This window comes from Sphingobacteriaceae bacterium, assembly GCA_002319075.1.
Classification (GTDB): Bacteria; Bacteroidota; Bacteroidia; order B-17B0; family Aurantibacillaceae; genus Aurantibacillus.
Window position 1 is genome coordinate 1,011,137 of record NVQB01000001.1, and the last position, 22,484, is coordinate 1,033,620.

The 22,484-nt window shown below is 37.9% G+C and carries 24 protein-coding genes; 10 read left to right on the forward strand and 14 right to left on the reverse strand.

Annotated features, from left to right (window positions below; all coding sequences use genetic code 11):
• Positions 1–10 precede the first annotated feature (10 nt).
• Positions 11–1,807 (reverse strand): long-chain fatty acid--CoA ligase, encoded by a 1,797-nt coding sequence (locus CNR22_04585; protein PBQ34816.1) that lies wholly within the window; start codon positions 1,805–1,807, stop codon positions 11–13.
• 95 nt (positions 1,808–1,902) lie between these two features.
• Between CNR22_04585 and CNR22_04590 the strand changes: the two genes are divergently transcribed.
• Together CNR22_04590 and CNR22_04595 are read left to right on the forward strand one after the other, a co-directional pair.
• The gene (locus tag CNR22_04590) at positions 1,903–2,892 is read left to right on the forward strand and encodes a 2-nitropropane dioxygenase (GenBank protein PBQ31073.1); all 990 of its coding nucleotides are present in this window, start codon (positions 1,903–1,905) and stop codon (positions 2,890–2,892) included.
• Positions 2,893–3,155: 263 nt separating this feature from the next.
• A complete protein-coding gene (locus CNR22_04595; protein ID PBQ31074.1) occupies positions 3,156–4,256 on the forward strand; it encodes an alpha/beta hydrolase in 1,101 nt (366 codons plus the stop codon).
• A gap of 153 nt (positions 4,257–4,409) precedes the next feature.
• Here CNR22_04595 and CNR22_04600 read toward each other — a convergent pair whose 3' ends face one another.
• From CNR22_04600 to CNR22_04610, 3 genes are all read right to left on the reverse strand, one after another.
• The gene (locus tag CNR22_04600; GenBank protein PBQ31075.1) at positions 4,410–4,829 is read right to left on the reverse strand and encodes a hypothetical protein; all 420 of its coding nucleotides are present in this window, start codon (positions 4,827–4,829) and stop codon (positions 4,410–4,412) included.
• A 133-nt stretch (positions 4,830–4,962) separates the two neighbouring features.
• The gene (locus tag CNR22_04605; GenBank protein PBQ31076.1) at positions 4,963–6,339 is read right to left on the reverse strand and encodes a two-component sensor histidine kinase; all 1,377 of its coding nucleotides are present in this window, start codon (positions 6,337–6,339) and stop codon (positions 4,963–4,965) included.
• Between the two features lies 1 nt (position 6,340).
• Positions 6,341–7,021, reverse strand: a complete 681-nt coding sequence (locus tag CNR22_04610) for a DNA-binding response regulator (GenBank protein ID PBQ31077.1) — start codon at positions 7,019–7,021, stop codon at positions 6,341–6,343.
• Between the two features lie 149 nt (positions 7,022–7,170).
• Here CNR22_04610 and CNR22_04615 point away from each other — a divergent pair, with 149 nt between their 5' ends.
• Positions 7,171–7,356 carry a hypothetical protein gene (locus tag CNR22_04615; protein PBQ31078.1) on the forward strand — a complete coding sequence of 62 codons (186 nt, stop codon included), beginning with the start codon at positions 7,171–7,173 and terminating at the stop codon, positions 7,354–7,356.
• 2 nt (positions 7,357–7,358) lie between these two features.
• Here CNR22_04615 and CNR22_04620 read toward each other — a convergent pair whose 3' ends face one another.
• Positions 7,359–8,291, reverse strand: coding sequence for an AraC family transcriptional regulator (locus CNR22_04620; protein PBQ31079.1), 933 nt, complete (start codon positions 8,289–8,291; stop codon positions 7,359–7,361).
• 133 nt (positions 8,292–8,424) lie between these two features.
• On the opposite strand from CNR22_04620, the gene CNR22_04625 reads away from it, so the two are divergent.
• The 4 genes from CNR22_04625 to CNR22_04640 all read left to right on the forward strand — a co-directional run bounded on the left by CNR22_04625 (position 8,425) and on the right by CNR22_04640 (position 12,747).
• Positions 8,425–9,423 (forward strand): hypothetical protein, encoded by a 999-nt coding sequence (locus tag CNR22_04625; protein PBQ34817.1) that lies wholly within the window; start codon positions 8,425–8,427, stop codon positions 9,421–9,423.
• Between the two features lie 157 nt (positions 9,424–9,580).
• On the forward strand, positions 9,581–11,086 hold the full coding sequence (locus CNR22_04630; protein ID PBQ31080.1) for an aldehyde dehydrogenase: 1,506 nt from the start codon (positions 9,581–9,583) through the stop codon (positions 11,084–11,086).
• Between the two features lie 215 nt (positions 11,087–11,301).
• The gene (locus CNR22_04635) at positions 11,302–11,682 is read left to right on the forward strand and encodes a UDP-glucose 4-epimerase (protein PBQ31081.1); all 381 of its coding nucleotides are present in this window, start codon (positions 11,302–11,304) and stop codon (positions 11,680–11,682) included.
• Between the two features lie 201 nt (positions 11,683–11,883).
• Positions 11,884–12,747, forward strand: a complete 864-nt coding sequence (locus tag CNR22_04640) for an RNA polymerase subunit sigma (GenBank protein ID PBQ31082.1) — start codon at positions 11,884–11,886, stop codon at positions 12,745–12,747.
• An 82-nt stretch (positions 12,748–12,829) separates the two neighbouring features.
• Here the strand turns inward: CNR22_04640 and CNR22_04645 are convergent, their stop codons facing one another.
• The 6 genes from CNR22_04645 to CNR22_04670 form a co-directional block, all read right to left on the reverse strand.
• Positions 12,830–14,320, reverse strand: coding sequence for a hypothetical protein (locus CNR22_04645; protein ID PBQ31083.1), 1,491 nt, complete (start codon positions 14,318–14,320; stop codon positions 12,830–12,832).
• 336 nt (positions 14,321–14,656) lie between these two features.
• Positions 14,657–14,845 (reverse strand): general stress protein CsbD, encoded by a 189-nt coding sequence (locus CNR22_04650; protein ID PBQ31084.1) that lies wholly within the window; start codon positions 14,843–14,845, stop codon positions 14,657–14,659.
• A gap of 104 nt (positions 14,846–14,949) precedes the next feature.
• Positions 14,950–16,017: a 3-oxoacyl-ACP synthase gene (locus CNR22_04655; protein ID PBQ31085.1), complete on the reverse strand. Its 1,068-nt coding sequence runs from the start codon at positions 16,015–16,017 to the stop codon at positions 14,950–14,952.
• Positions 16,018–16,339: 322 nt separating this feature from the next.
• The gene (locus CNR22_04660) at positions 16,340–16,915 is read right to left on the reverse strand and encodes a hypothetical protein (GenBank protein PBQ31086.1); all 576 of its coding nucleotides are present in this window, start codon (positions 16,913–16,915) and stop codon (positions 16,340–16,342) included.
• 48 nt (positions 16,916–16,963) lie between these two features.
• On the reverse strand, positions 16,964–17,227 hold the full coding sequence (locus CNR22_04665; protein PBQ31087.1) for a hypothetical protein: 264 nt from the start codon (positions 17,225–17,227) through the stop codon (positions 16,964–16,966).
• Between the two features lie 18 nt (positions 17,228–17,245).
• The gene (locus CNR22_04670; GenBank protein PBQ31088.1) at positions 17,246–17,635 is read right to left on the reverse strand and encodes a hypothetical protein; all 390 of its coding nucleotides are present in this window, start codon (positions 17,633–17,635) and stop codon (positions 17,246–17,248) included.
• Positions 17,636–18,148: 513 nt separating this feature from the next.
• Between CNR22_04670 and CNR22_04675 the strand changes: the two genes are divergently transcribed.
• On the forward strand, positions 18,149–18,430 hold the full coding sequence (locus CNR22_04675; protein PBQ31089.1) for a DNA-binding protein: 282 nt from the start codon (positions 18,149–18,151) through the stop codon (positions 18,428–18,430).
• Between the two features lie 101 nt (positions 18,431–18,531).
• Here CNR22_04675 and CNR22_04680 read toward each other — a convergent pair whose 3' ends face one another.
• The 3 genes from CNR22_04680 to CNR22_04690 form a co-directional block, all read right to left on the reverse strand.
• The gene (locus CNR22_04680) at positions 18,532–19,608 is read right to left on the reverse strand and encodes a hypothetical protein (GenBank protein PBQ31090.1); all 1,077 of its coding nucleotides are present in this window, start codon (positions 19,606–19,608) and stop codon (positions 18,532–18,534) included.
• Between the two features lie 6 nt (positions 19,609–19,614).
• Positions 19,615–20,289 carry a hypothetical protein gene (locus CNR22_04685; GenBank protein ID PBQ31091.1) on the reverse strand — a complete coding sequence of 225 codons (675 nt, stop codon included), beginning with the start codon at positions 20,287–20,289 and terminating at the stop codon, positions 19,615–19,617.
• Between the two features lie 300 nt (positions 20,290–20,589).
• Positions 20,590–21,579 (reverse strand): AraC family transcriptional regulator, encoded by a 990-nt coding sequence (locus CNR22_04690; protein PBQ31092.1) that lies wholly within the window; start codon positions 21,577–21,579, stop codon positions 20,590–20,592.
• A 129-nt stretch (positions 21,580–21,708) separates the two neighbouring features.
• On the opposite strand from CNR22_04690, the gene CNR22_04695 reads away from it, so the two are divergent.
• Complete coding sequence (locus CNR22_04695; GenBank protein ID PBQ31093.1) at positions 21,709–22,104, forward strand: VOC family protein; 396 nt, start codon at positions 21,709–21,711, stop codon at positions 22,102–22,104.
• Between the two features lie 38 nt (positions 22,105–22,142).
• Positions 22,143–22,355, forward strand: a complete 213-nt coding sequence (locus CNR22_04700) for a hypothetical protein (protein PBQ31094.1) — start codon at positions 22,143–22,145, stop codon at positions 22,353–22,355.
• The last annotated feature ends 129 nt before the right edge of the window (positions 22,356–22,484 follow it).

The following is a 22,484-nucleotide window of genomic DNA, read 5'->3' on the forward strand; positions in this document are numbered from 1 at the left end:
CATAACATAATTATAAATGTTCTAAATTTTTACTATCCTGTTTATAAATGCGATCGAATGCCTCTTTATTTGCAGTCATGATAATTTTCCGCTTTAAAGATAATTTTGGGGTCATCTCACCTTTTTCAACCGTCCACTCATGAGAAAGCAATTCTATCTTTTTAATTTTTTCGTATTGAGCCAGATCTTTATTTACATTTTCAACCTCAATCATAATCCTGTTTTTAACCTGCTCATTTTTTACAATTTCTTCATTGCTTGTAAAAGGCACTTTGTGTTTCTCACACCAGCCTTTTAAGAAAGAGAATGAAGGCACGATAAAAGCGGCAGGGAATTTTTCGTTCTCCCCTATTACCATGGCTTGCTCTATAAACCGACTTCCTTTTAATTTATTTTCAGTAATCTGCGGTGTAATATATTTTCCGCCAGAGGTCTTAAACATTTCTTTTTTACGATCGGTTATTTTTAGAAATTTATTGTCAACCAATTCGCCAATGTCGCCCGTATGAAACCAGCCATCTTTATCGATAGCTTCGGCTGTTAAGTCGGGATGATTATAATAACCCATCATCACATTTGGCCCCTTCACGCAAATCTCTCCGTCTTCTGAAAATTTTACCTGAACATTATCTATAACAGGACCAACAGTTCCAATCATAATATTTTCATCTGCGTAATTATTTACGGCAACTACCGGAGAAGTTTCTGTAAGACCATATCCTTCCAGGACTTTAATCTTTGCTGCATGAAAAACTCTGGCCAGTGGGAGTTGAAGTGCAGATCCTCCGGAAACTATTCCCACGATATTTCCACCAAGCGCTTCTCTCCATTTACTGAAAATAAGTTTGTTGGCAATACCTAATTGCCATTCATAAAAAGCGCCGTTCTGACCATGTTGCTTGTAGCGCAGCCCCAGGTTAAGCGCCCAGAAGAACAGTAATTTTTTCACACCTGTTAAAGCGTGCCCCGTATTCACAATCTTTTCGTAAACCTTCTCTAATAATCTCGGAACAGTTACAAAAATATGAGGCTTCACTTCTTTTAAGTTGTCGCCAATTTTTTCTAAACTCTCGGCGTAATACACCGACATACCGCGACTTATGTACAGGTAAGAAAGCATGCGTTCATAAACGTGATTTAAAGGAAGGAAACTTAAGGCTCTCCAATCACTTTGAAACGGACAAAGATCTTTACAGGCCAAAACATTACTCACAAAATTCTTGTGAGAAAGCATTACACCTTTAGGATTTCCTGTTGTACCCGATGTATATATTAACGTAGCAAGATCTGTATTTTTGATGGAAGTTTTGATGGCTTCCAACTCATTGACATGGGGATTGTTTTTTCCAATTACCACCAAATCCTGTAAACATTTTACGCCTTCAATTTTTGAGAACGAAAAAATTTCTTTCACGTTCGATCCGCCAATACACGATTTTACTTTTTGATACATTTCATCGTTGGCAACGAAAAAATATTTTATATCGGCATCACCAATAATATGCTTTAGATCATGCTCACTGATAGTAGGATATAAAGGTGTATTAATACTTCCTGTTTGTGAACAGGCATAATCTACAAAATTCCACTCGGGACGGTTATTGGAAATTAAACCAATTTTATCGCCTGGCTTTATACCAAGATCTAAAAAAGCATAACTCAGGGCATTCACAGTATCGATGTATTCCTGTGTACTGTATTTCCTCCATTCACCATTCTCTTTCGCTGCAAGAGCGTCGGGTTTTAACGGCATTTGTTTGAGGTGATGAAGCAGGTCGAAGAGACGAAAATTTTCAATTGAATCCATAATGCGTTTTTTTTTAAGGATACTTTTAGGCTGCATAAAATGTTATGCATGCATAAAAATAAAGTATATTTGTATTAAATCAAAATTATTTTCAGATGAAGGATAATGTGTTAAATCGTTTATTAAAGATTGATTTCCCCGTTATTATGGCACCCATGTTTTTGGTGAGCAACGTGGAAATGATGAAAGCAGGAATGCGCTCTGGCATCATGGCTACCTTTCCGACTCTAAACTACCGTAAAGAGGGCGAACTGGAAAAGGTACTGGACGAACTTAATGCTTATTGTAAACTTCATAATGGCAGTTACGGGGTTAACATTATTGTACAAAAATCAAATCCTTTGTCCATTAAACATACAAAGATCTGTTTACAAAAACAAGTCCCCTTCTTTATTACTTCGTTAGGAAATCCTAAAGAAGTTATTGATGGAGCGCATGTTTATGGAGGAAAGGTTTTTTGCGATGTCACCAATCTGATTCATGCTAAGAAATGTGCAGATGCAGGCTGCGATGGCTTTATTGCTGTTGGACAAGGCGCCGGCGGACATGCAGGGCCAAATCCTTTGCAGGTATTAGTCCCTGCCCTGAAAGAGCATTTTCCGGGTATCCCGGTGATAGCGGCTGGCGGTATTACAAATGGCGCAGGACTGTTGTCGGTACAAGTGTTAGGTGCAAGCGGTGTTTCAATAGGAACACGCTTTATTGCCAGCACTGAAGCGGGAGTAAATGATAATTACAAAAACGCGATTGTTAAGTCCGGGATGGAAGATATTGTTATGACGACCAAATTATCGGGAACTCCCTGCGCTGTGATTAACAACGATGCTGCAAAGAAAATGGGCTACACGCAAAATTGGTTTGAAAAACTACTCAGCAATAACGCACAGACAAAAAAATGGTTTAAGATGCTGGTACAACTAAGGGGCATGCAAAAACTGGAGAAATCGGTGCTGCCAAATAATTATCTGAGTCTGTGGACCGCGGGTAAATCTTCAGAGCTGGTGCATGATATTATTTCTTGTGAGGAAATTGTGGCGAGGATAAAGAGAGAGTATTTGCAAAGCCTTGCGGAGATAAGCGCGTAAGTCTGCGCCCACTTCAATAATCCCTTGTCTGTTTTGACACAGATTTCAGCTGATGCTGCTGATCTGTCCGCTTAAAAATTCACAGATGCTTTCTTTTCAACGAACTACTGAAGTTGCAGGGATGTAGTTTCTGTAAACCTGCTTCCGCCATTAAACCAAATACAAAAAAATATAAACTCCCGTCAGGAAAAACGACTCCAGGAATTGTCTGCTAGCATTTTATCTTTTTAATTTCTACTTTAATCCGTCTAAAATTTTATATTATGATTCAATCAAAAAAAATTCAAACCGCTTCTTTGAATACCCACTATTTAGAAAGTGGTGATAGCAGTAAAAACCTTGTTGTACTAGTACACGGAAATGTTTCGTCGGCTGTATTTTTTAAACCTTTAATGGAAAAGCTGGGAGACACGAATCATTATGTTGCCCCAGATATGCGCGGTTACGGTGATTCAGAAACAAAGGCAGTGAATGCTATTACCGGATTAAATGATTTTTCTACAGACCTCAACAATTTTATAAAAGCCGTTAATAAAGAAAATAAACCTGTTCACTTGTTGGGTTGGTCGCTTGGTGGGTCTGTTATTATGGAAGCTGCTATGAAAGAATCGACAACTATTCAAAGTCTGACATTGGTTTCTGCCATGTCACCGTTTGGCTTCGGAGCTTCTATGAACACAGGCCTTGAATTAAAACCTACTTCAAAAGATTTTGCTGGTAGCGGCGGTGGCGCTGTAAATCCTTCTTTTATTGACAGCATTCGTACGCAGGATGCAAAGCTCCCGTCAACTGCTCCGGCAGGTATGCAGGCGAGTCCGCAAAACTACGCGCGTACTACTATGAACACTTTGTATTTTAAAGCTGTGAACGGTCAAACACTCTTGCAAAGAGGCGTGATTGATCAAGCCACCGAAGATGCGTTTACAGAGTCGATGTTTCAAACAAAACTAGGTGAGGATAACTACCCTGGAAACTCTGCCGCCACAGCAGACTGGCCAGGCATGGCACCCGGAGACAAAGGCGTAAACAATGCAATCTCTGCAAAATATTGCAACATCAGTTCTTTTGCATCTAAAGGCTTAACACTGCCTATACTTTGGATTCGTGGTGATAGCGATTTAATTGTTTCGGATGCTTCCTTCGTGGATGTAAATAACTTAGGAAAATTAGGCTTCATCCCGGGGTGGCCTGGAGATGCTACTAACCCACCTCAGCCAATGATTAAACAGTTAAGATCAGTATTGGATGAATACAAAAAAAACGGTGGCCTTTATAACGAAGTTGTGTTTGAAGACTGCGGACATTCCCCTCTTATAGAATATCCCGATAAGTTTAAAGCTCTTTTTCTCGATTTTATCCGCTAAAAAAGCTGAACTCCACCTGCCACGATTTTATATTTAGATGGTTATGCCTGTGCCAATTTCTACAGTTGGAATAAGGAAAATTATGCCTCATATAAGCCCTGTCCTTCTGGAAAACAGGATGATTTACCCCATAAATTAAACTCCTGGAGATAGTTAACGTAATTGAATTACGCTTCTGATCTTAAACTTTCCATGCTCGAATAGTTGAGCATAAGTTTTTTGAATGTAGTGGTACATTTCAAGGTGTGAAGGGATAGAAATATCCAGGTTTCTTGATAGCTGAAGGTTGCAATCTAATTCAATTTTCACTCTTCTGCGAAGCACCTTATCCACCAGACCTGATTTTTCTGTAGTTACTTTGCCACTCAAAACGATCTTATAAAAATGCATCGCGGCTTCCAATTCGTTTTTTGCAATCAATTTTAAATTCGAAAGGCTCTGGAACCTGGCATGCAGGGTTTTATACTCGGCTGTAGAAATATAGGGCGTGATAAGCTTTTTAATGTTGAAAATTTCAGAGGATAGTTCCTGGATATGGTGTCTCAATAAAACTAATTCTTGCGTGTTAGTCATGCAGTGTATTTTACTAATAATGCAAATAAAAGACATTAAAAGACTTAATAAATTAGAAATGTATTAGAATTTACCGGATCGCAGAAGTGCCTTACAAATGACAGAAGCCTTAGCAGTTTTGATGAGCTTTGTGTTAAGACCCGAGTATAGGCGGGAAAGCAATGGAAAAGATGGTTCCTTTATTCTTTTCAGATGCCAGGTAAATTTGTGCGGCATGCAATTGAACTATCTTTTTTGTCAACGCTAAACCAATACCATGACCCTTGGTTTCGGAGGTTGAATTAGCCCTGTAAAAAGGTTCAAATACCAGGGCACTTTCTTCCTTACTTAATCCTACTCCCTTATCTTCAAATTTTAATAAAACTGTTTCATGGGTATCAAAAAGCAAATGAACCTCGCACGATTGATTATCACTGAATTTGCATGCATTGTCAATCAGGTTTGTAAAAGCAACTTTTAGTAATGCCTCATTTCCTTTTATAATGAGTTTGTTTTCATCTTCCGGCATTTGATCAAGATGAATATTTACTTTGTATGTAGGCTGTGTTTTATGAAAATAATCTCTGCAAAACCATAGTAGATCATCTATACGAAGATCGCTCAGCTGAATTTCACCCTCGTAATTGAGCCGCGTGTATTCCATAAGATCATGCGTGGTGCGGTTCAGATTTTTGATATCTTCCAATACAGAAGTAATACTTGCTTTGTATTCCGGTACGCTTCTTTCATTAATTAAACTCACCTGTAATTGAGACGTAATAGAGGTTAAAGGATTTTTCAATTCGTGCGAGGCTCCACTTACGAAAAGTTTTTGCAACTGAAAGGCCTTTTCCAGGCGATCCAGAAGTGTATTAAAAGTAGTTATCAGATGCCCTATCTCATCCTTGTTGGTGCCTGGCTTTAATCGTTTGTCAAGAAGCTCTACATCCATCTTTTCTACTTCATTAATAACCGCAGAAAGCGGCTGCAAAGCTTTTCCAGCGTAAACCCATCCTGAAAAAGCAACAATGGAAATCATAAAAATGAAAAGCAGGATAAGGGTGTTTCTTAAGTTCTTTAACTTATTAAAACCCGACTGGTCTATGGCTCCCGCGAAAACAACAAAATGATTTTCACTATCCTTGTAGGTTGTACCAAGTATTTCAAAGCCATTTTGTTTAAACTCTTTTCTTGTGGTCTTTCTAATTTCCGCAAAAAGAGCGTCTTCTATTTTGAAATCCAGCGAATCATTATTTGTATAAATCTGCCGGTTTTCATTGTTGTAGATACTGATGTTCTCAAAAGGCAATTTATCTTTTTGCGTGCGATCAAGAATACGTTGCATAGTAGAGTCTATTTGCTTTACAGACATAAAGATCTCCGCTGACGTTTTCGCTTTATTCTCGAGGCGTTTGTAAAATTCAACTTTCCGGTAATTGTAGGAGGAATAATAAACTACCCCAAATCCCATAAAAATGATCAGGGTAACAATGCCTATAAACTGTAAGGTTAATTTTGTCCTGATCTGCATTTTATGTTTCTTCTCTAAAAATATACCCAATTCCTTTTTTTGTGTGAATGAGTTTTACCGGAAAATCTTTATCTATTTTATTGCGCAGGTAACTCACATAAACTTCGATGATATTTGTACCCGTATCAAAATTAAGATCCCATACTTTTTCCGAGATTTCTTCCTTAGAGATCACCCTGTGTTTATTTAGCATGAAAAATTCGAGCAGTGCAAATTCTTTAGCGGTAAGGCTTATCATTTTCCCTCCACGCTGAATTTCTTTGGTATCAAGGTCTAACTTAAGATCGGCATAACTCAAATATCTTTCTTGTAGCGGCATGGTGCGGGTGCGGTTAATAGACACTTTAATACGCGCAAGCAATTCATCAAAGTCAAACGGCTTTACAAGATAATCGTCACTGCCTGCATCAAACCCTTTAATTTTATCGGAAGTAAGGCCCATTGCAGTAAGCATAATTACCGGCGTGAAATTTTTGTCCTCACGAAGTTTCCTGCAAAATTCCAATCCACTTATTTTAGGTAGAATGATGTCTGTAATTATAAGATCGAAATTAAAGGCCGTGGCCAATCTGAGAGCTTTTTCTCCATCGTAGGCAATCTGAACTTCATAGCCTTTTTCTTTTAAGCCTTTTTGCAAGATATTGGCCGTCTTTATTTCATCTTCAACAACAAGTAGCTTCATACCCGTAAAGTTAATTCTTAGCGACTTACGTCGGCATTAGAAATTACTTAGAATTACCAAATTTTGTAAAGATTAAAGAAAGAAGCTCTTTTTCTAAGGTTATTTTAATTTGGGAGTAAGGGTTCCCTTTTATATTTGCCAAGCTTTTCATGCTGATAATGATGAGAGTTGGCAAGAAGAGTGTGTCTTCTGCGAACACCTCCGATACTAGCTATCGGGTCCGGGAAACTTTGCATAAAATTACTTTTTTCATTAGGCAAGGTTTTCCGGTTTTGGTTTTAGATCCTCCCAAAACAAGTTCAGTACAAGGTGTTAAGGCTTGTTGTGTGAAATGAAATTACTGCAGGCCTGTTTTCACTTTCACTAAATATTCACCTGGAGTAATGCCTTCTGTTTTTTTGAAGACGCGAGAAAAATAATTTGGATCAGAGAATCCAAGAGCAAAACATACTTCTTTGATTTTAATATTTTCAGAACCCATCAAGGTTTTAGCATGTTTAATTTTTTCAGTTAAAATCATTTTACCCGGGGGCACACCAAATTCGTTTGTAAATGTTCTGTAAAAAACAGACTTGCTCATGCAGGCCATTTTACTCAGTTCTTTGGGGTCAATTACTGAGGTAATGTTTCTGCGAATATATTCGATAACGGCTCTGAAACGTTCGTTCGTGTTTCCTGTGGTGTCTACTGTGCCGTTTAACTGACCATAATTTTGAAGACGCATAATAGAAAGTACTAGTTCTTTTAATTTAATATCTACAAGAATATCTTTCAGAGGATCGCTCCCCGAAAAAATCCGGATCAGTTTACTTCCAAGTAATGCAATACTTTCATCATTCTGCAACCAAAGTTGATTGCGATCAAGATGCCAGCTTCCGCCCGATTCCTGATCGCGTGGAAAAGTATCATTAATGTATTCTAATTGTTTTTGCAAGTACTCATCTTCAATCACCAGCGCAGTGCATTGTGTAGGATTCGTATAATTTGCTTCCGGAAAATCGATAATCATTTCCTTATTCGAAGGCAGAATAAAAGTCTCTCCCGGTAAATAATTTCTCCCCGCATCATTAGCACTTTCATGCAGAATTTTTTTCCCTTTCAACATAGAAGTAATCGTGAATCCTTCAAAAGTTAAATGGATATTCTCAACTTTTTTATGCGTCTCGTAGATATTGAGTTCGCAGCGATTCAGGGCATAAGTTGTTTTCTGTTCAACTTCCGTCCTAAGCTTATCTACGTTTGTTGTATTAATTGAACTTAATTGATACATACTTGAAAATTTTACTTAATCCAAATATAATCAATAGCCTTAGTTTTTCCTTACAGCAGAATTATCCAATCTCAGATTGGGAAATCTGTGCTATTTTCAAAAACATCCACAAAAGTTTAATTTTACAGGCTTTATGATTGACCGCATTAAATCTCTCTTCACCTCTTTAGGACTCGACTGGTTCTTGTTGGCCATTCTAACTATGGTACTCATGGCTTACTTTGTGCCGGCACCTGGTATGATCACCCAACCCTTGTCGCTGGCAGACCTCGCTAATTATGGTGTTTCAGGCATCTTCTTTTTTTATGGACTGAAATTAAATGGGCAAAAATTAAAGATGGGTCTGGGAAACTGGAAAATGCACGTAGTCATTCAATTCACTACTTTTTTAATTTTCCCTTTATTGATTCTAATTATTAAACCCTTCTTCGGAAGTCCTGTGGCAAAAGAGTTATGGCTAGGCATCTTCTTTCTTGCAGCACTTCCATCCACTGTCTCATCCTCTGTGGTAATGGTATCGCTGGCAGGCGGAAACATTCCCGCAGCTATTTTTAATGCCAGTATTTCTGCGCTTATCGGTGTGGTTATAACACCTTTGTGGATAGGACTCTTTCTGCAATCAGACGCTGAAAGTTTTGATATGACCGGCATTGCCATAAAACTTACCTTGCAGGTCTTAGTACCGGTAATCATCGGTATTCTCTTAAACAAACGTTTAGGCTATCTTGCCGAACTTCACAAAAAAGCTCTGAAATTTTTCGATCAACTTGTTATTCTCCTTATCGTTTACACTTCATTCTGTAAATCTTTTGCTGAACATTTATTTATTGGTCTTAACTGGTACACCTTACTGGTATTGGCTACAGGCATGCTCTTGCTTTTTCTGGCAACACTTATCGTGATGAATCGCCTGTCTAAGGCTTTAAAATTTAGTAGGCCTGACACTATCACCGTTATGTTTTGCGGTTCTAAAAAATCTTTAGTGCATGGAACTGTCATGTCCGGCATTTTATTTGCTGGAAATCCCATGGCTGGCATCCTCTTGCTGCCTTTAATGTTCTACCATGCTCTGCAGTTGATTGCAGCCAGTATTCTCGCCAAACGTTTAGCTCTTTCTTCTAATCACCACTAAGAGTATTTTCTTTAGCTGTTAGTAAATCAATTGCTACTAGCATTTCTTTATTTCCAATTCGGGGGATTTGCGTGCTAACGTCTGAAATTACCGTCCTAACACCGATGAGTAATTAATCACTTACTTGCCATCAACTAATTCACTAAAACTTTACAGTATGGAAAATTTAGCAAAAAGACCAAAGTTCAAAGACAAGTATGATAACTACATCGGTGGGAAATTTGTTCCGCCTGTAAAAGGAGTTTATTTTGACAACAGTTCTCCGATTGACGGAAAAGTATTTACCAAAGCAGCCCGTTCGGGTGCCGAGGACATAGAATTAGCGCTTGATGCCGCCCATAAAGCTTTTGCAACATGGAGTAAAACTTCTGCCACTGTGCGTAGTAACATGTTGTTGAAAATAGCGCAGGTTATTGAAGACAATCTTGAATATCTTGCCACTGTAGAATGTATCGACAATGGAAAAGCCATCCGTGAATGTCGCGCTGCCGATCTTCCACTAGTAGTTGATCATTTTCGTTACTTCGCAGGTGTGCTGCGTGGTGAGGAAGGAACTATTTCTGAGCACGATGAAAATACGGTAAGTATTAATTTGCATGAACCCTTAGGAGTGGTTGCACAAATCATCCCATGGAATTTCCCATTACTAATGGCTACCTGGAAAATAGCCCCAGCTTTAGCCGCAGGCTGCTGCACAGTTGTTAAACCAGCCGAACAAACGCCAACTTCCATCATGTGCCTGATGGAATTAATCGGTGACATTTTACCTCCGGGTGTTTTAAACATTGTAACAGGTTTTGGTCCTGAAGCGGGAAAACCATTAGCGACTTCTCCACGTATTGCAAAAGTTTCTTTTACAGGCGAAACTACTACCGGACGTTTAATTCTTCAATACGCTTCTGAAAACATCATTCCTGCAACCATGGAATTAGGTGGAAAATCGCCGAACATTTTCTTTGAATCGGTTGGTGACGCAGATGATGATTTTTTTGACAAAGCCGTTGAAGGAGCAGTATTATTCGCTTTAAATCAAGGAGAAGTTTGCACATGTCCTTCGCGTATTTTAGTTCACGAAAAAATTCACGACAAGTTTATAAAGCGTGTGGTAGAACGAACCAAAGCAATTAAAATTGGTAATCCTCTGGATGGTACAGTGATGATGGGCGCCCAGGCTTCTAACGACCAGTATGAAAAAATTCTTTCGTATTTAAAAATAGGTAAAGACGAGGGCGCTGAAGTTTTAACAGGTGGAGATGCAAATAAGCTACCAGCAGACCTGGGTGGTGGATTTTATATTCAACCAACCATTTTTAAAGGCACAAATAAAATGCGCATTTTCCAGGAAGAAATTTTTGGACCTGTGGTTTGTGTAACAACATTTAAAACAACGGAAGAAGCCATCGAAATTGCAAACGACACATTGTATGGTTTAGGCGCCGGGGTTTGGACAAGAGACGCGCATGAACTTTATCAAGTGCCAAGAGCTATTAAAGCGGGCCGTGTGTGGGTAAATAACTACCACGCCTACCCGGCTCACGCTCCATTCGGAGGCTATAAAAAATCCGGTTTCGGCAGAGAAAACCACAAGATGATGTTAGAACATTACCGTCAGACCAAAAACATGTTAATTTCTTACGATAAAAAGAAATTAGGCTTCTTTTAGTCTGCTCTTCTTAAGGCATCACAAGGGTGATGCCTTTTTAATAGAAGGTTTAGGGTTAAAATCTCTTAAAAGATGAAACCACGCGCACCTTCTTAACGTAAATAGGTTCGTAAGCATTCGCTTAAATCAAACGAGGCTGCTTCATACATTCCGATAAGTGAATTCTACTTATAACAAAGAATTGGCAGGCACCTCGTTTCTACTTTTTTTAAATCATGCAAAAACTTAAACGCATACACGCAACACCCGCTGCAATGGATTTAATTCATTCTTTGCAAAAAGAGTTCGGACAACTTATGTTTCACCAGAGTGGCGGCTGCTGTGACGGCTCCTCTCCCATGTGCTTTGTTAAAGGAGATTTTAAAGTGGGGTACAGTGATGTTGGTTTGGGGCATATAGAAGATATTGAGTTCTGGATGAACAAGGATCAGTTCGAATACTGGCAACACACCGAATTAACACTTGACGTTGTTAAAGGGCGCGGATCAAGCTTCTCCATTGAGATTCCCACGGGCAAACGTTTTATGATACACTCACGGATGTATAGTGATGAGGAAAGTAAAAATTTAGAACCGCTATTTTTTAAGGAAGATTAGCGTTTGAGGTCGCCGTACTCAACGCTTATAAGTGGTAACAGCTTATTCCACTTATCCCATAAAAAAAGCTTATATTTAATCCTCTTTATTAGAAGCTTGTAACAGCATCGTTTTTGTAAATTTTCACTTGCGGTACCTCTACATTTTTTTTGTCAGGAAAAAATAGACGTCATGTGACCTCTAGTCATTTAATCCTTTACCATGAGGCAACTCAAAATTACAAAATCCATTACCAACCGCGATGCGGCTTCTCTCGATAAATACCTGGCAGACATTTCCAGGCTTCCTTTAATTACCAGTGATGAAGAAACTGTACTTGCCCAGAAAATAAGGGCCGGAGACATGGATGCATTAGAAAAATTAACCCTCGCCAATTTAAGATTTGTAGTGTCTGTAGCCAAGCAATATCAAAATCAAGGTCTGAGCCTGCCCGATCTTATTAACGAAGGCAATGTGGGTTTAATAAAAGCGGCAAAGCGTTTTGATGAAACGAGAGGATTCAAATTTATTTCTTATGGCGTGTGGTGGATTCGCCAGGCCATTATTCAAGCCGTTTCTGAACAATCACGCGTTATTCGTTTGCCCCTGAATAAAATTGGAGTTCTGAATAAAATAAAAAAAGCGCAGAGTGTTTTAGAACAAAAACTAGAACGTCCTGCGAGTATCTCCGAAATAGCAGAAGTTCTTGAAATGCCGGAAGCTGAAATTGGCGTTACAATGCGAGCCTCCAGCTGGCATATTTCTACCGACGCGTTGTTGCCTGGAAATGAAGATCAAACGATCATGGAGCTTATTTCAAATCCAGACGCGGCTAAACCCGACGATGAACTGATGGTTTCTTCTCTGCAGTTTGAAGTGCAAAGAGTTTTAGGGACTCTCACAGAAAGAGAAAAAGATGTTATTGTATTGTTTTACGGCATTGGAGTAGCTTGTCCTATTACACTTGAAGAAATTGGCGAAAAATACGATCTCACACGCGAAAGGGTAAGACAAATTAAAGAGAAAGCAATTCGTAAATTACGCATGGCTTCCAAAAATAAAATCTTAAAGAGTTACCTCGGTTAATTTTTTATTCCAACTTTTAACAACAAAAAAAGTCCCTGTAAAATTTACAGGGACTTTTTATTTCTACAAGTTAGTTAACTAACTAGTAAGAAGTTTTTAATTCTACGCGACGGTTTTTAGCTTTACCAGCAGCGTTAGTATTAGGAGCAATTGGTCTGCTTTCACCGTATCCAATAGCGGTTAAACGGTCTGCAGAAACACCTTTTGACTCTAAGTATTTTTTAACGGACTCAGTTCTTTTTTGAGACAATGTTAAGTTGTAGTTATCATCAGCGTCGCTGTCAGTATGACCTTCGATAGTTAATTTTACAGCTTCGTTACGTTTTAAAATGTCAGCTAAGTCATCTAAAGCTGTGAAGGAAATTAATTTTAAGTCAGCTTTATTTGTTTCGAAGTAGATTTTACTTGCGATAACAGTGATACGTTGAATATCTAATTTTGGAATTTCAGGACACCCTTTGTTCTCGATAGAACCTTTAGCAGTTGGACAACGATCTTCTTTATCAGACACACCATCACCATCCGTATCAGGACAACCTTTGAAAGCTAAAGGACCAGCCATTTCAGGGCAAAGATCTTCTTCGTTTACAATTCCGTCTTTGTCGTTATCTAAAGTACAACCTGAACCATCAACTTTATAACCCGTTTTTGTTCCAGGACATTTGTCATCTAAATCCACTACACCATCTTTATCTGCATCAGGACAACCTTTTAATTCAAGTGTTCCGGCAACATCAGGGCAACGGTCTTCTTTATCAGTAATACCATCTAAGTCAGCATCAGGGCATCCTTTTAAACTGGCAATACCTGCAACATCTACACAAGCATCAAGATAATCGGCAACAGCATCACCGTCACGATCTAAAGGACAACCTTTAGCGTCAACAGCAACACCCATTGGAGTAGCAGGACACTCATCTTTTTTATCAGCCACACCATCTTTATCTTCATCATGTTTTTTACCAAGATTAAAAGTTAAACCAACAGTATGAAGTAACATGAGATCATTATCTCCGTTAGCAACAAGGTGATCGATGTTGTCGGTTGAAGTGTATTGAAATGTTTCCTGTATTTGTAAAGAGACAACTGGTCCCATTTTAATATTGATACCGCCACCAAAAGTTGGCACTGCGAATTCAAAACGCTCGCGAGGTAACTCATAAACATTTTCGTACCAGATTGCTCCAGCGCCCAACATTAAATAAGGGCGGATAATTGTTTGAGGACCTGTAAAATAAAATCTGGCTACCAAATTAGCAGTATTGTTACGCACTAAAAAAGCGTTATCACGATCACCAAGGAGATTTTGTGATACCGTACTGCGATCCACATATCCTACTTCACCTCTCGTAAAAAATAAAGACGCATCAAAATGTCTGCTAAGATATCTTGAAACGGAGATAGAACCGAAGCCATAAGCTGCCTGGTTAGTTGTCCAGAATCCACTTCCTCTATCGCCTCTGTACTGAATAAGGCCACCGTGGAAACCGATGTTCCATTTTTTTTCGTCTGTTTGTGCAAATGTGTTCAATACAGCCACACATAAGGCACACATAAGTATTACTTTTTTCATTTTATTTTGTTTTAGTTATTACACATTAATTTGTTGAAATAAAGAGAAGTTAATGCCCGTTGAAATTTTAACTCAGATTTTAACTTTTGTATTTCTCAAACATGCACTGTCGGCCTTAGCTGGCGCTTCCTGCGACGGCTTTGACTTTTAAATAACTTTTAAAACGAAGAGCGTTTTTAACCTTTTTTTTGATTGCGTTTTTGGGGAAATTAATTCCCGAACTGCGTTATGGGGTCAACGAAACCCTTATAAATAGGGTAATACATGGGGTGATAGAAAAGAAAAAGCCTTCATAAAATTTATGAAGGCTTTCAATATAGAAGAGGAGATTTCAAATTAAGATTCAGAAATAAATTTTTGAATATCTTCCTGAGAAACACCTAAAATAATGTTAAGCTTACGAAGAAGGTCATCGTGCTTGCCGTCTACCCATACCAGGTCGCTTTCGGTAAGTATGCCATACTTCTGTCTCAAACGCGCTTTTATTACGGTCCAATTTTCTTTCATACTCGTTAGATCTGTCATGTTGTAGTGTTTGTGGATTTATAGTGTAAAGTTGATCAATTAAAATTTGTAATAAGCGCTAAACAATGAACATTCTTTAATATTCACACAATTTGGTTTTTAGCTTATACCACATAGGTAACGGCATTAACATTCATTCCTGCTCCAACAGATGCAAATAAGATAACGTCACCCTTCGTTAAACTATGGTCTGCCTGCTGATTCTTTAAAACCATATCCAGAAGTGTGGGAATTGTAGCAACCGAACTATTTCCGAGCAAATGAATATTCATTGGCAATACCTCTTCGGGAAATACATCAAGATTATACATCCGGTAAAACTCTCTTATGATAGCTTTGTCCATTTTTTCGTTTGCCTGATGAATGAAGATTTTTTTCAGATCCTTAATTCCATAACCCGATTTATCGAAACAGGTTTTCATGGCACCGGGAACGTGTTTAAGCGCAAACTCATAAATTTTTTTGCCCTGCATTTTCAGGTAACGCTTCTCAGGCGCATAACCTTCTTTATTTGACACATTAAAACTCAGGTAATCAAATTCGTCATAGGTGTAAGTTAAAGCTGCCGTGCTTATTATGCCTCTTTTCTCATCTCCCTCTACCAGCTCAACAACACCTGCACCTGCACCATCGGCGTAAATCATCGAATCGCGGTCATGGGGATCTATAACTCTTGAAAGTGTTTCGGCACCTATTACTAAGAACCGCTTTGTATTATCAGCAATAATAGATTGGCGTGCCAATATTAAACCCTGCACCCAGCCTGGACAGCCGAATATAACGTCATACGCAATACATGCAGGATTTTTAATTCTCAATTCGTGTTTTATGCGCGAGGCAATGGCTGGTAGAATATCTGCCTGCGAAGAACCAAATGGAACGTTTCCACAGGTATGCGCTAAAATTATACCGTCGAGTGTTTCAGGATCAACCTTGGCGTCTTCCAGAGCAAGTCTTCCTGCAATAACTGCCATGTCAGACATTAGCTGATCATTATCTGCATACCGCCGTTCACTTATACCGGTAATATCCTTGAATTTACGTGCTATAGCCTCGTGCGTTTCAGAAAATGCTTTACCGCCACTCTCATAAAAAGAATGCTCGCTGAAACTTACATTCGTTACTCTGTTGCGGGGTACATAACTTCCCATACCTGTAATCATTATATTCATGCGCGCAAATATTTAGCCAATGCTCCAGGAGTGAAAACTCCTTTTTAAGGGGCAGTTCAATTCTTAATCAACAACAATTTTTTTGTTGTTACAGCCTTAAAAAGATGGAAGAGATAAATTGTAAAAACAGCTCTACAACCGATGAGATCTAAATTCCGAAAGATGTAAGGTAAATATACACTATAATTCCATCCTTACGCCATCAGGTTGCAAAATAGAAATAATTCGTTTGTTAAATTTTTATCCTCTTGTAAATAAAAAAAGGAATGCAGAGTTAAATCTGTATTCCTTTTTTTAAAGTGGAATTAACCGGAATTAATTTTTACAGTTTAAACGATAAACCGAAAGTGGACATACCTGTTGAAAGATCTAAGTAAAGTCCGAATACCTGTGTAAGATGAACACGTGAACCAATATGAGCAGTTACGTAAAGTGGACTTGGTCCTGCAACTACGTCTCTATCGCCATAATATCCGCTGTCCCAACTACGCGAACGAATTGCAAAACCGGCAGAAGCTGCAGCATAGAAATCCCATTTTTCGCTTGCCTGAAAAAGTTGATCAAAATAGTATGCACCCTTCACACCAATCGGCACAACAGTTTCACGGTATCTGTAATTTCCATAAGGGTGATTAGGACCTCCCCAATAGTAGTAGTTGGAATACGTGTAAAACCCAACGAAAGGAGCCAGTGTAATGTTTCTCGCAATATCGAACTCCACACTTCCAACTATTGCCGGCGCTAAATAACCACCCGGACCATAATAGCCAAGGCCTGCACCTATGTTAATTTGTGGGCCAAACTTTTCGCGTGGCGCTGTGTTGTAGGAAGATTGAGCTGAAACTTCCGTACTAAACATGCTGAATACTATTCCAAAAATAAGTAATGCTTTTTTCATGATTGTTTTTTTATGTTTTTTACTATGCTAATTATATGCCTGTTTATTTTAGTATTCGTGAACGTAAATTTTTAAATCATCAGAGCCGTTTTTTCCAATAGGCGAACCCGACTCTGACAATCCTATAGTAATAACTTTATTGCTCTTTTTATGGAGTGTAAGAATTTTGATATTCCTTAAACTCTTAATACCCTTGTCAAGACTGGTAAATCCATTTTTTAAGGTCCTGCTTGTAGCTTCTAAATAACCGAAAATGAAAGCGCCGATTATAAAAAGTAAGACTAATACAGCAGCGTAGGCAAGTGTGCTCATACTATTCAGTTTAACTGGTTAGTGTATTTGATTCGAAAAATAATCTTTTACAAACGTGTGACGGGCAGCATCAGACATTTGGTCAGCCGACTTGGTTTCGATCTTAATTTTCGCAAAACGGTGATCGGCTTTTAAAATATTTGCCAATTGTGATTTTGCATCTGTAGGGCCGAAAATAATAACGTCATCATAATTGCGGATGCTTTCGCCAAGTTCTTTATAAAATTCTGAAGTTTGATGTTGTTCCTTATTATGCATAACGTTCTCGCTATGTGAAAGACTTTTTTCTTTTTCCTCGTGAGTAAATTTCGAAGAAATTGTTTTGTGAGATATGCTATTACCTGTAAGCTCCATTAAATGCGCGCTCGCGTGATCCATCCAGATTCCTAATTTTTTTGTAGTTGACATAACTTTCGTTTTAAGTTTATAAGTAAATAGTAAAAGATACTAGTGTTTCTTGAGTAAATATTTCAAATGTGATGCCACCAGGGGAGAACAAAACTCGAAATAAAAAAACCCTTTGATAGCAAGGTCTTTAGAAACTCAAAAAAAATAAGACTTGAAATTTGAAGGCTTGAAAAAAAACAGAGAAATGAAATTTTAAACGAATTCCCGTTTTTGGGGCATTGTCTCCACACCTCTCATTTACGGGAAGCCAGATTACACAAGCCTTACCGATCTTCCAGGTATTTTTTATTTTCAGCAAAACCAGAGGGCGCGAAATCCGCACCCAACAATGCATAGCAGCCCATGCGCGTTCACATCCCCCTCTATAAGCTTGTTTCAGGGATCAAATTGTTAAAAAAGGGCCAATAATCGACTAATCCGCCATAATTTCGTCCAAATATGTTGACAAATGTGGTTTATATTATTATGTTTGACGCAAGCAAATAAATGTTTAACCCTTTAAATTAAAAAACAATGAACAAAGCAGAATTAATTGATGCAATTGCATCTGGATCAAAATTAACAAAAGCAGACGCTGGTCGTGCTTTAGACTCTACTATTGAAGCAATTCACAAAGCTTTGAAAAAAGGCGATCGTATTGGTTTAGTAGGTTTCGGTGCATTCTCGGTTGCTAAACGCGCTGCACGTACCGGACGTAATCCTCAAACAGGAAAAGAAATTAAAATCGCTGCGAAAAAAGTAGTGAAATTTAAAGCTGGAGCTGATTTAGCTTCAACTGTAAATAAAGGAAAATAATTTTTTCTGAAATAAAAAAGGTCATGAATCCGTTCATGACCTTTTTTTTGTGCCTATACTTTTTCGGTGAGTAGTAATTGATCGTGCAAGGGGCTGAGCAATTATTCTTTTGGTAGTTTGAGAAAAAAAGAAGAACCATAATCTTCAAGGCTTTCAAACCAGATTTCTCCCCCCATCAATGTAACGAGTCTTTTCGCTATCGACAAACCAAGGCCTGAAGACTTTTCACCTTTTAAACCTGTTCGTCCAATATACTTCTCTTTAAAAATGCTCGGCTTAATAGAATCCGGAATTCCGATTCCATTATCTTTAAGGCAGATAATATAATCCGATTCATTTTCTGAAACCTCGATGGCAATTTCCCCACCTGGACGCGTAAACTTAATAGAATTGGACAGTATATTGTGAATTACCTGGAAAAACTTCACAGGATCAGAATTGATATTGAGATTGTGTAGATGAGAACTTACTTTAAAAGTTTTATCATCGTTCATAGCCCGCAATTTATCGAGTGTTACATTTATCTTCTCCATTATATCAAAACGTGTTTTCTTCACGTAAGTGCGGGCAGATTCATGATGTTCTTCTCTTAAAAAATCGTTAACGATATCGATGCATTGCTGTGTATTCTCCTGAATAATACTAATAAGCTTTCTAACGTGCGTTTCATTATTCTGATTAATTCCATCCTGCAGCGAAGAAATCACATCTTTTGAAAGTAAGAGAGGTCCGCTAAGATTGTGTGTGAGCATATCCAGCATCGTATCTTTTTGCGCGGTATACTTTATGAGGTAATCTTCGTGAAGCTTTGTTTTAGTAACATCCTTTACAAAGGCAGTTACCAGGTCAGAATTATCAAGAATTAAAACATCACAACTCAGGTGTTTTATAGAATCGTCGGGAAATTTTAAACGAAATTCGGTGGTATTGATACATCCTTTTTCAATTAGTTCCTGGAAACGTGATTTCAGATATTCAAAATCTTCACTCAATACGTATTTTAAAATGGTTAAACTGCTTCCGAACAATAAGTCCGGACCCTGTTTCATTTCAAAAATATCGAGGAAATTACTGTTAACGTATACGAACTTATTTAGTCTACTATCATAAACTGCGATACCATCTTCGGTTAATTCGCCAATTTTCTGTATAAAATTATAATCAGCAATTTGTTCCATTTTAGTTTATTCCATAAAAAGTTTGCTTGCGTACGCAAATGCAATAAGTTCAGCTACATTCTTAACTTTTGCTTTATCAAATAGATGTTTGCGATGCGTTTCCACTGTTTTTTCAGAAATTTCGAGTTGATGCGCTATTTGTTTTGTTGAATATCCTTTTGAAATTTTTTCAAGAACACTTTTCTCCGATTTTGTAAAAGGTTCACTAATAGCTTTTAAAAGCGGTTCATCCTGTTTGATAAATTTAGCTGAATTTTTTGTTTTGGCAACAATTTCTTTGCAAAGAAACCACTTACCTTCATTTACCCGCCTTATAGCATTTAAAAGTTCTACATGGCCGGAAAGTTTAGAAACAAAGCCTGTAGCACCCTTACCGAAAATTTTATTTACGTTTTCAACATTATCATACATTGAATGTGCTACAATTTTTATGGATGGGTATTTCGAAATAATCATTTCGCAGACATCAAATCCATTTATACCCTTTTTATCTTTGGTGTAGAGTTGCAAATCCAGGATAAACACATCAATTTTATTTTCGGCTATAAACGTGTCGAGTTCGGTGAGCTCAAAATCCTTTTCAATCATTTCAATATCTTCATATTGGGATAAAAGATAATTTACTCCTTCTTTAACAACTTTGTAGTCTTCAATATAAAAAACTCTTGTTTTTTGATTCATAAATTATTGCCTTGTACGTTTTGAGCGGTCGTAAATCTACTCATTATTTAACCAGATAAAATCAGGGTTTTACCTTAGAAATGCTGTATTAGCGCTAAGCAGAACACAAAAGTAAATCTTGCATCACTTTGTTCTCCTAAAACCAAAATTCATTTTAGCATAGTTTATTTACCGTTTTCAATTTAAAAAAGATAAATTTTTACACTAAATAAAAAGCAAAGCTAATGCCACCTTTTTGTTAAAAAAAAGAAGGCAGAATGCTTTAAAAAACACAGAGAAAAACCTACTCGAAAATGTAAGTTAGGCTGCTGCGGTTTCCTTATTATAGCGATTCCTATACTCTATGGGCGAAAGTCCGGCAATTTTTTTAAAAGTTGTTCGAAAAGCTTTTGTATCAGTATATCCCACATCGTACATAACCTCATTTATATTTTTACGACTCGTTTCAAAACTTTTTTTAGCTGCTTCAATCTTCACGCGCTGAATATATTCTACCACTGTATTGCTGGTTGCTTTTTTAAAACGTCGCTCCAAACTTCGCCTTCCCAACGCAAACATGTCGGCCAGCTGTTCTACAGTCAATTTATCCTGGAAATTGTTTTCGATAAACTCCTGCGCTTTCTTTACGGGTTCATCCAGATGATCTTTTTGCCCTGTAAATATACTGAAGGAGGCCTGGCTTCCCCTGTCAATTTCTATTTCGTACATCTTGGCACAAAAAAGCATGGTATCACGGCCAACATATTTTTCCACGAGATACAAAAGTAAATTCCAAAAAGAGTTTGCACCTCCACTGGAATAAATTCCATTTTCATCGGTGATTATTTTTTCAGAAACAAGATTTGTCTCCGGAAACATTTTTCTGAAATCGTTTGCCGCATACCAATGTGTTGCGCATGTCTTGCCATCGAGCATGCCGGTTGAGGCCAATAAAAAAGCTCCTACACAAAGGCTCGCAATTTCAGATCCACCTTTCCGTTGTTCGATCAGCCATGGAAAAAACTGTTTATTCATTTCAATAATTTTATTCCAATCTCCATTCACCGGAGGAATAATTATCAAATCAGATTGATGTTTATCTTCTATGCTGAGATCGGGATTCACTGTAAACAGATCGTCATACATGTGAGGCTCTGTGGTTAAGCCAATAAGCTTTACACTAAAAAAGGACTCCCTGCCTGTATTTACCAGAAATTCGTTTACCTTATTAAAAAGAAAATAGGTACCCTGCAAGCAGGTTAACGTTAGCGGTCCTTTTGGAACCAGAATAGAGATGTTTTTTTTCTTCATCTTGCTGGATTATATAAGTCAAAAATAAAGTAAATATTTGTCGCGATCAACCCTTTATATTGGCGCACTTACACCTCCCGTTTTAATCCCCTTCTCCCTACTTTTGTTCACAACGTATTCCGAAAAAAAATGGCGCACCTTAATGTTTATCTCACTTTTAACGGCAACTGCCGGGAAGCCATGTCTTTTTACAAAGAATGTTTGGGCGGCAATCTGGAAATGCAAAGTGTTGAAGATTCGCCCATGGCCCAACAGTGGCCTGCAGAAGTTCAAAACAATATTTTACATGCCAGTTTAAAGAATGACACGCTTGTACTCCTTGGTTCTGATATGGGTTCTGAAGGACTTATTAAAGGCACAACCATTTCACTTGCACTGGCTTGTACCTCTGAGCGGGAAATTGAAACTGTTTTTAAAAATCTTTCGCAGGAAGGAAAAATAACTCATCCCTTACATAAGTTTTACGACGGAATTATTGGCGCCTTAACAGATAAGTACGGCATGAATTGGCTCTTTAAACTCTAGCAGAGAAATTCAGACCACATTCAACTTACATTTTATAAATGACCGAAGTTTTTAAAACAAATGTTCAACACTCAGCCGAAGCAAAACTTCTCGCCAGGTTTATTGAATGGGACTTACCGGACTGTGAAGCGAGTTTTGATCTGGAAGACTGCGATAAAATTTTGCGCGTACAAAGCCAGGGAGCATTTCTAAACAGAGAAAAAATTATTTCTCTGTTTAACCACCTTGGGTTTACTGCGGAGGTTTTATAACAAGTTTGATAAAAATATAGAACACCAACATGCAAACGCTGTTATTGAATGTTTGAACAGCTGCATACTATGTTAATTCTTCAAATGAATTTAATTTTTTGTGAAAGAAACTACTAAAATAAATTTGCG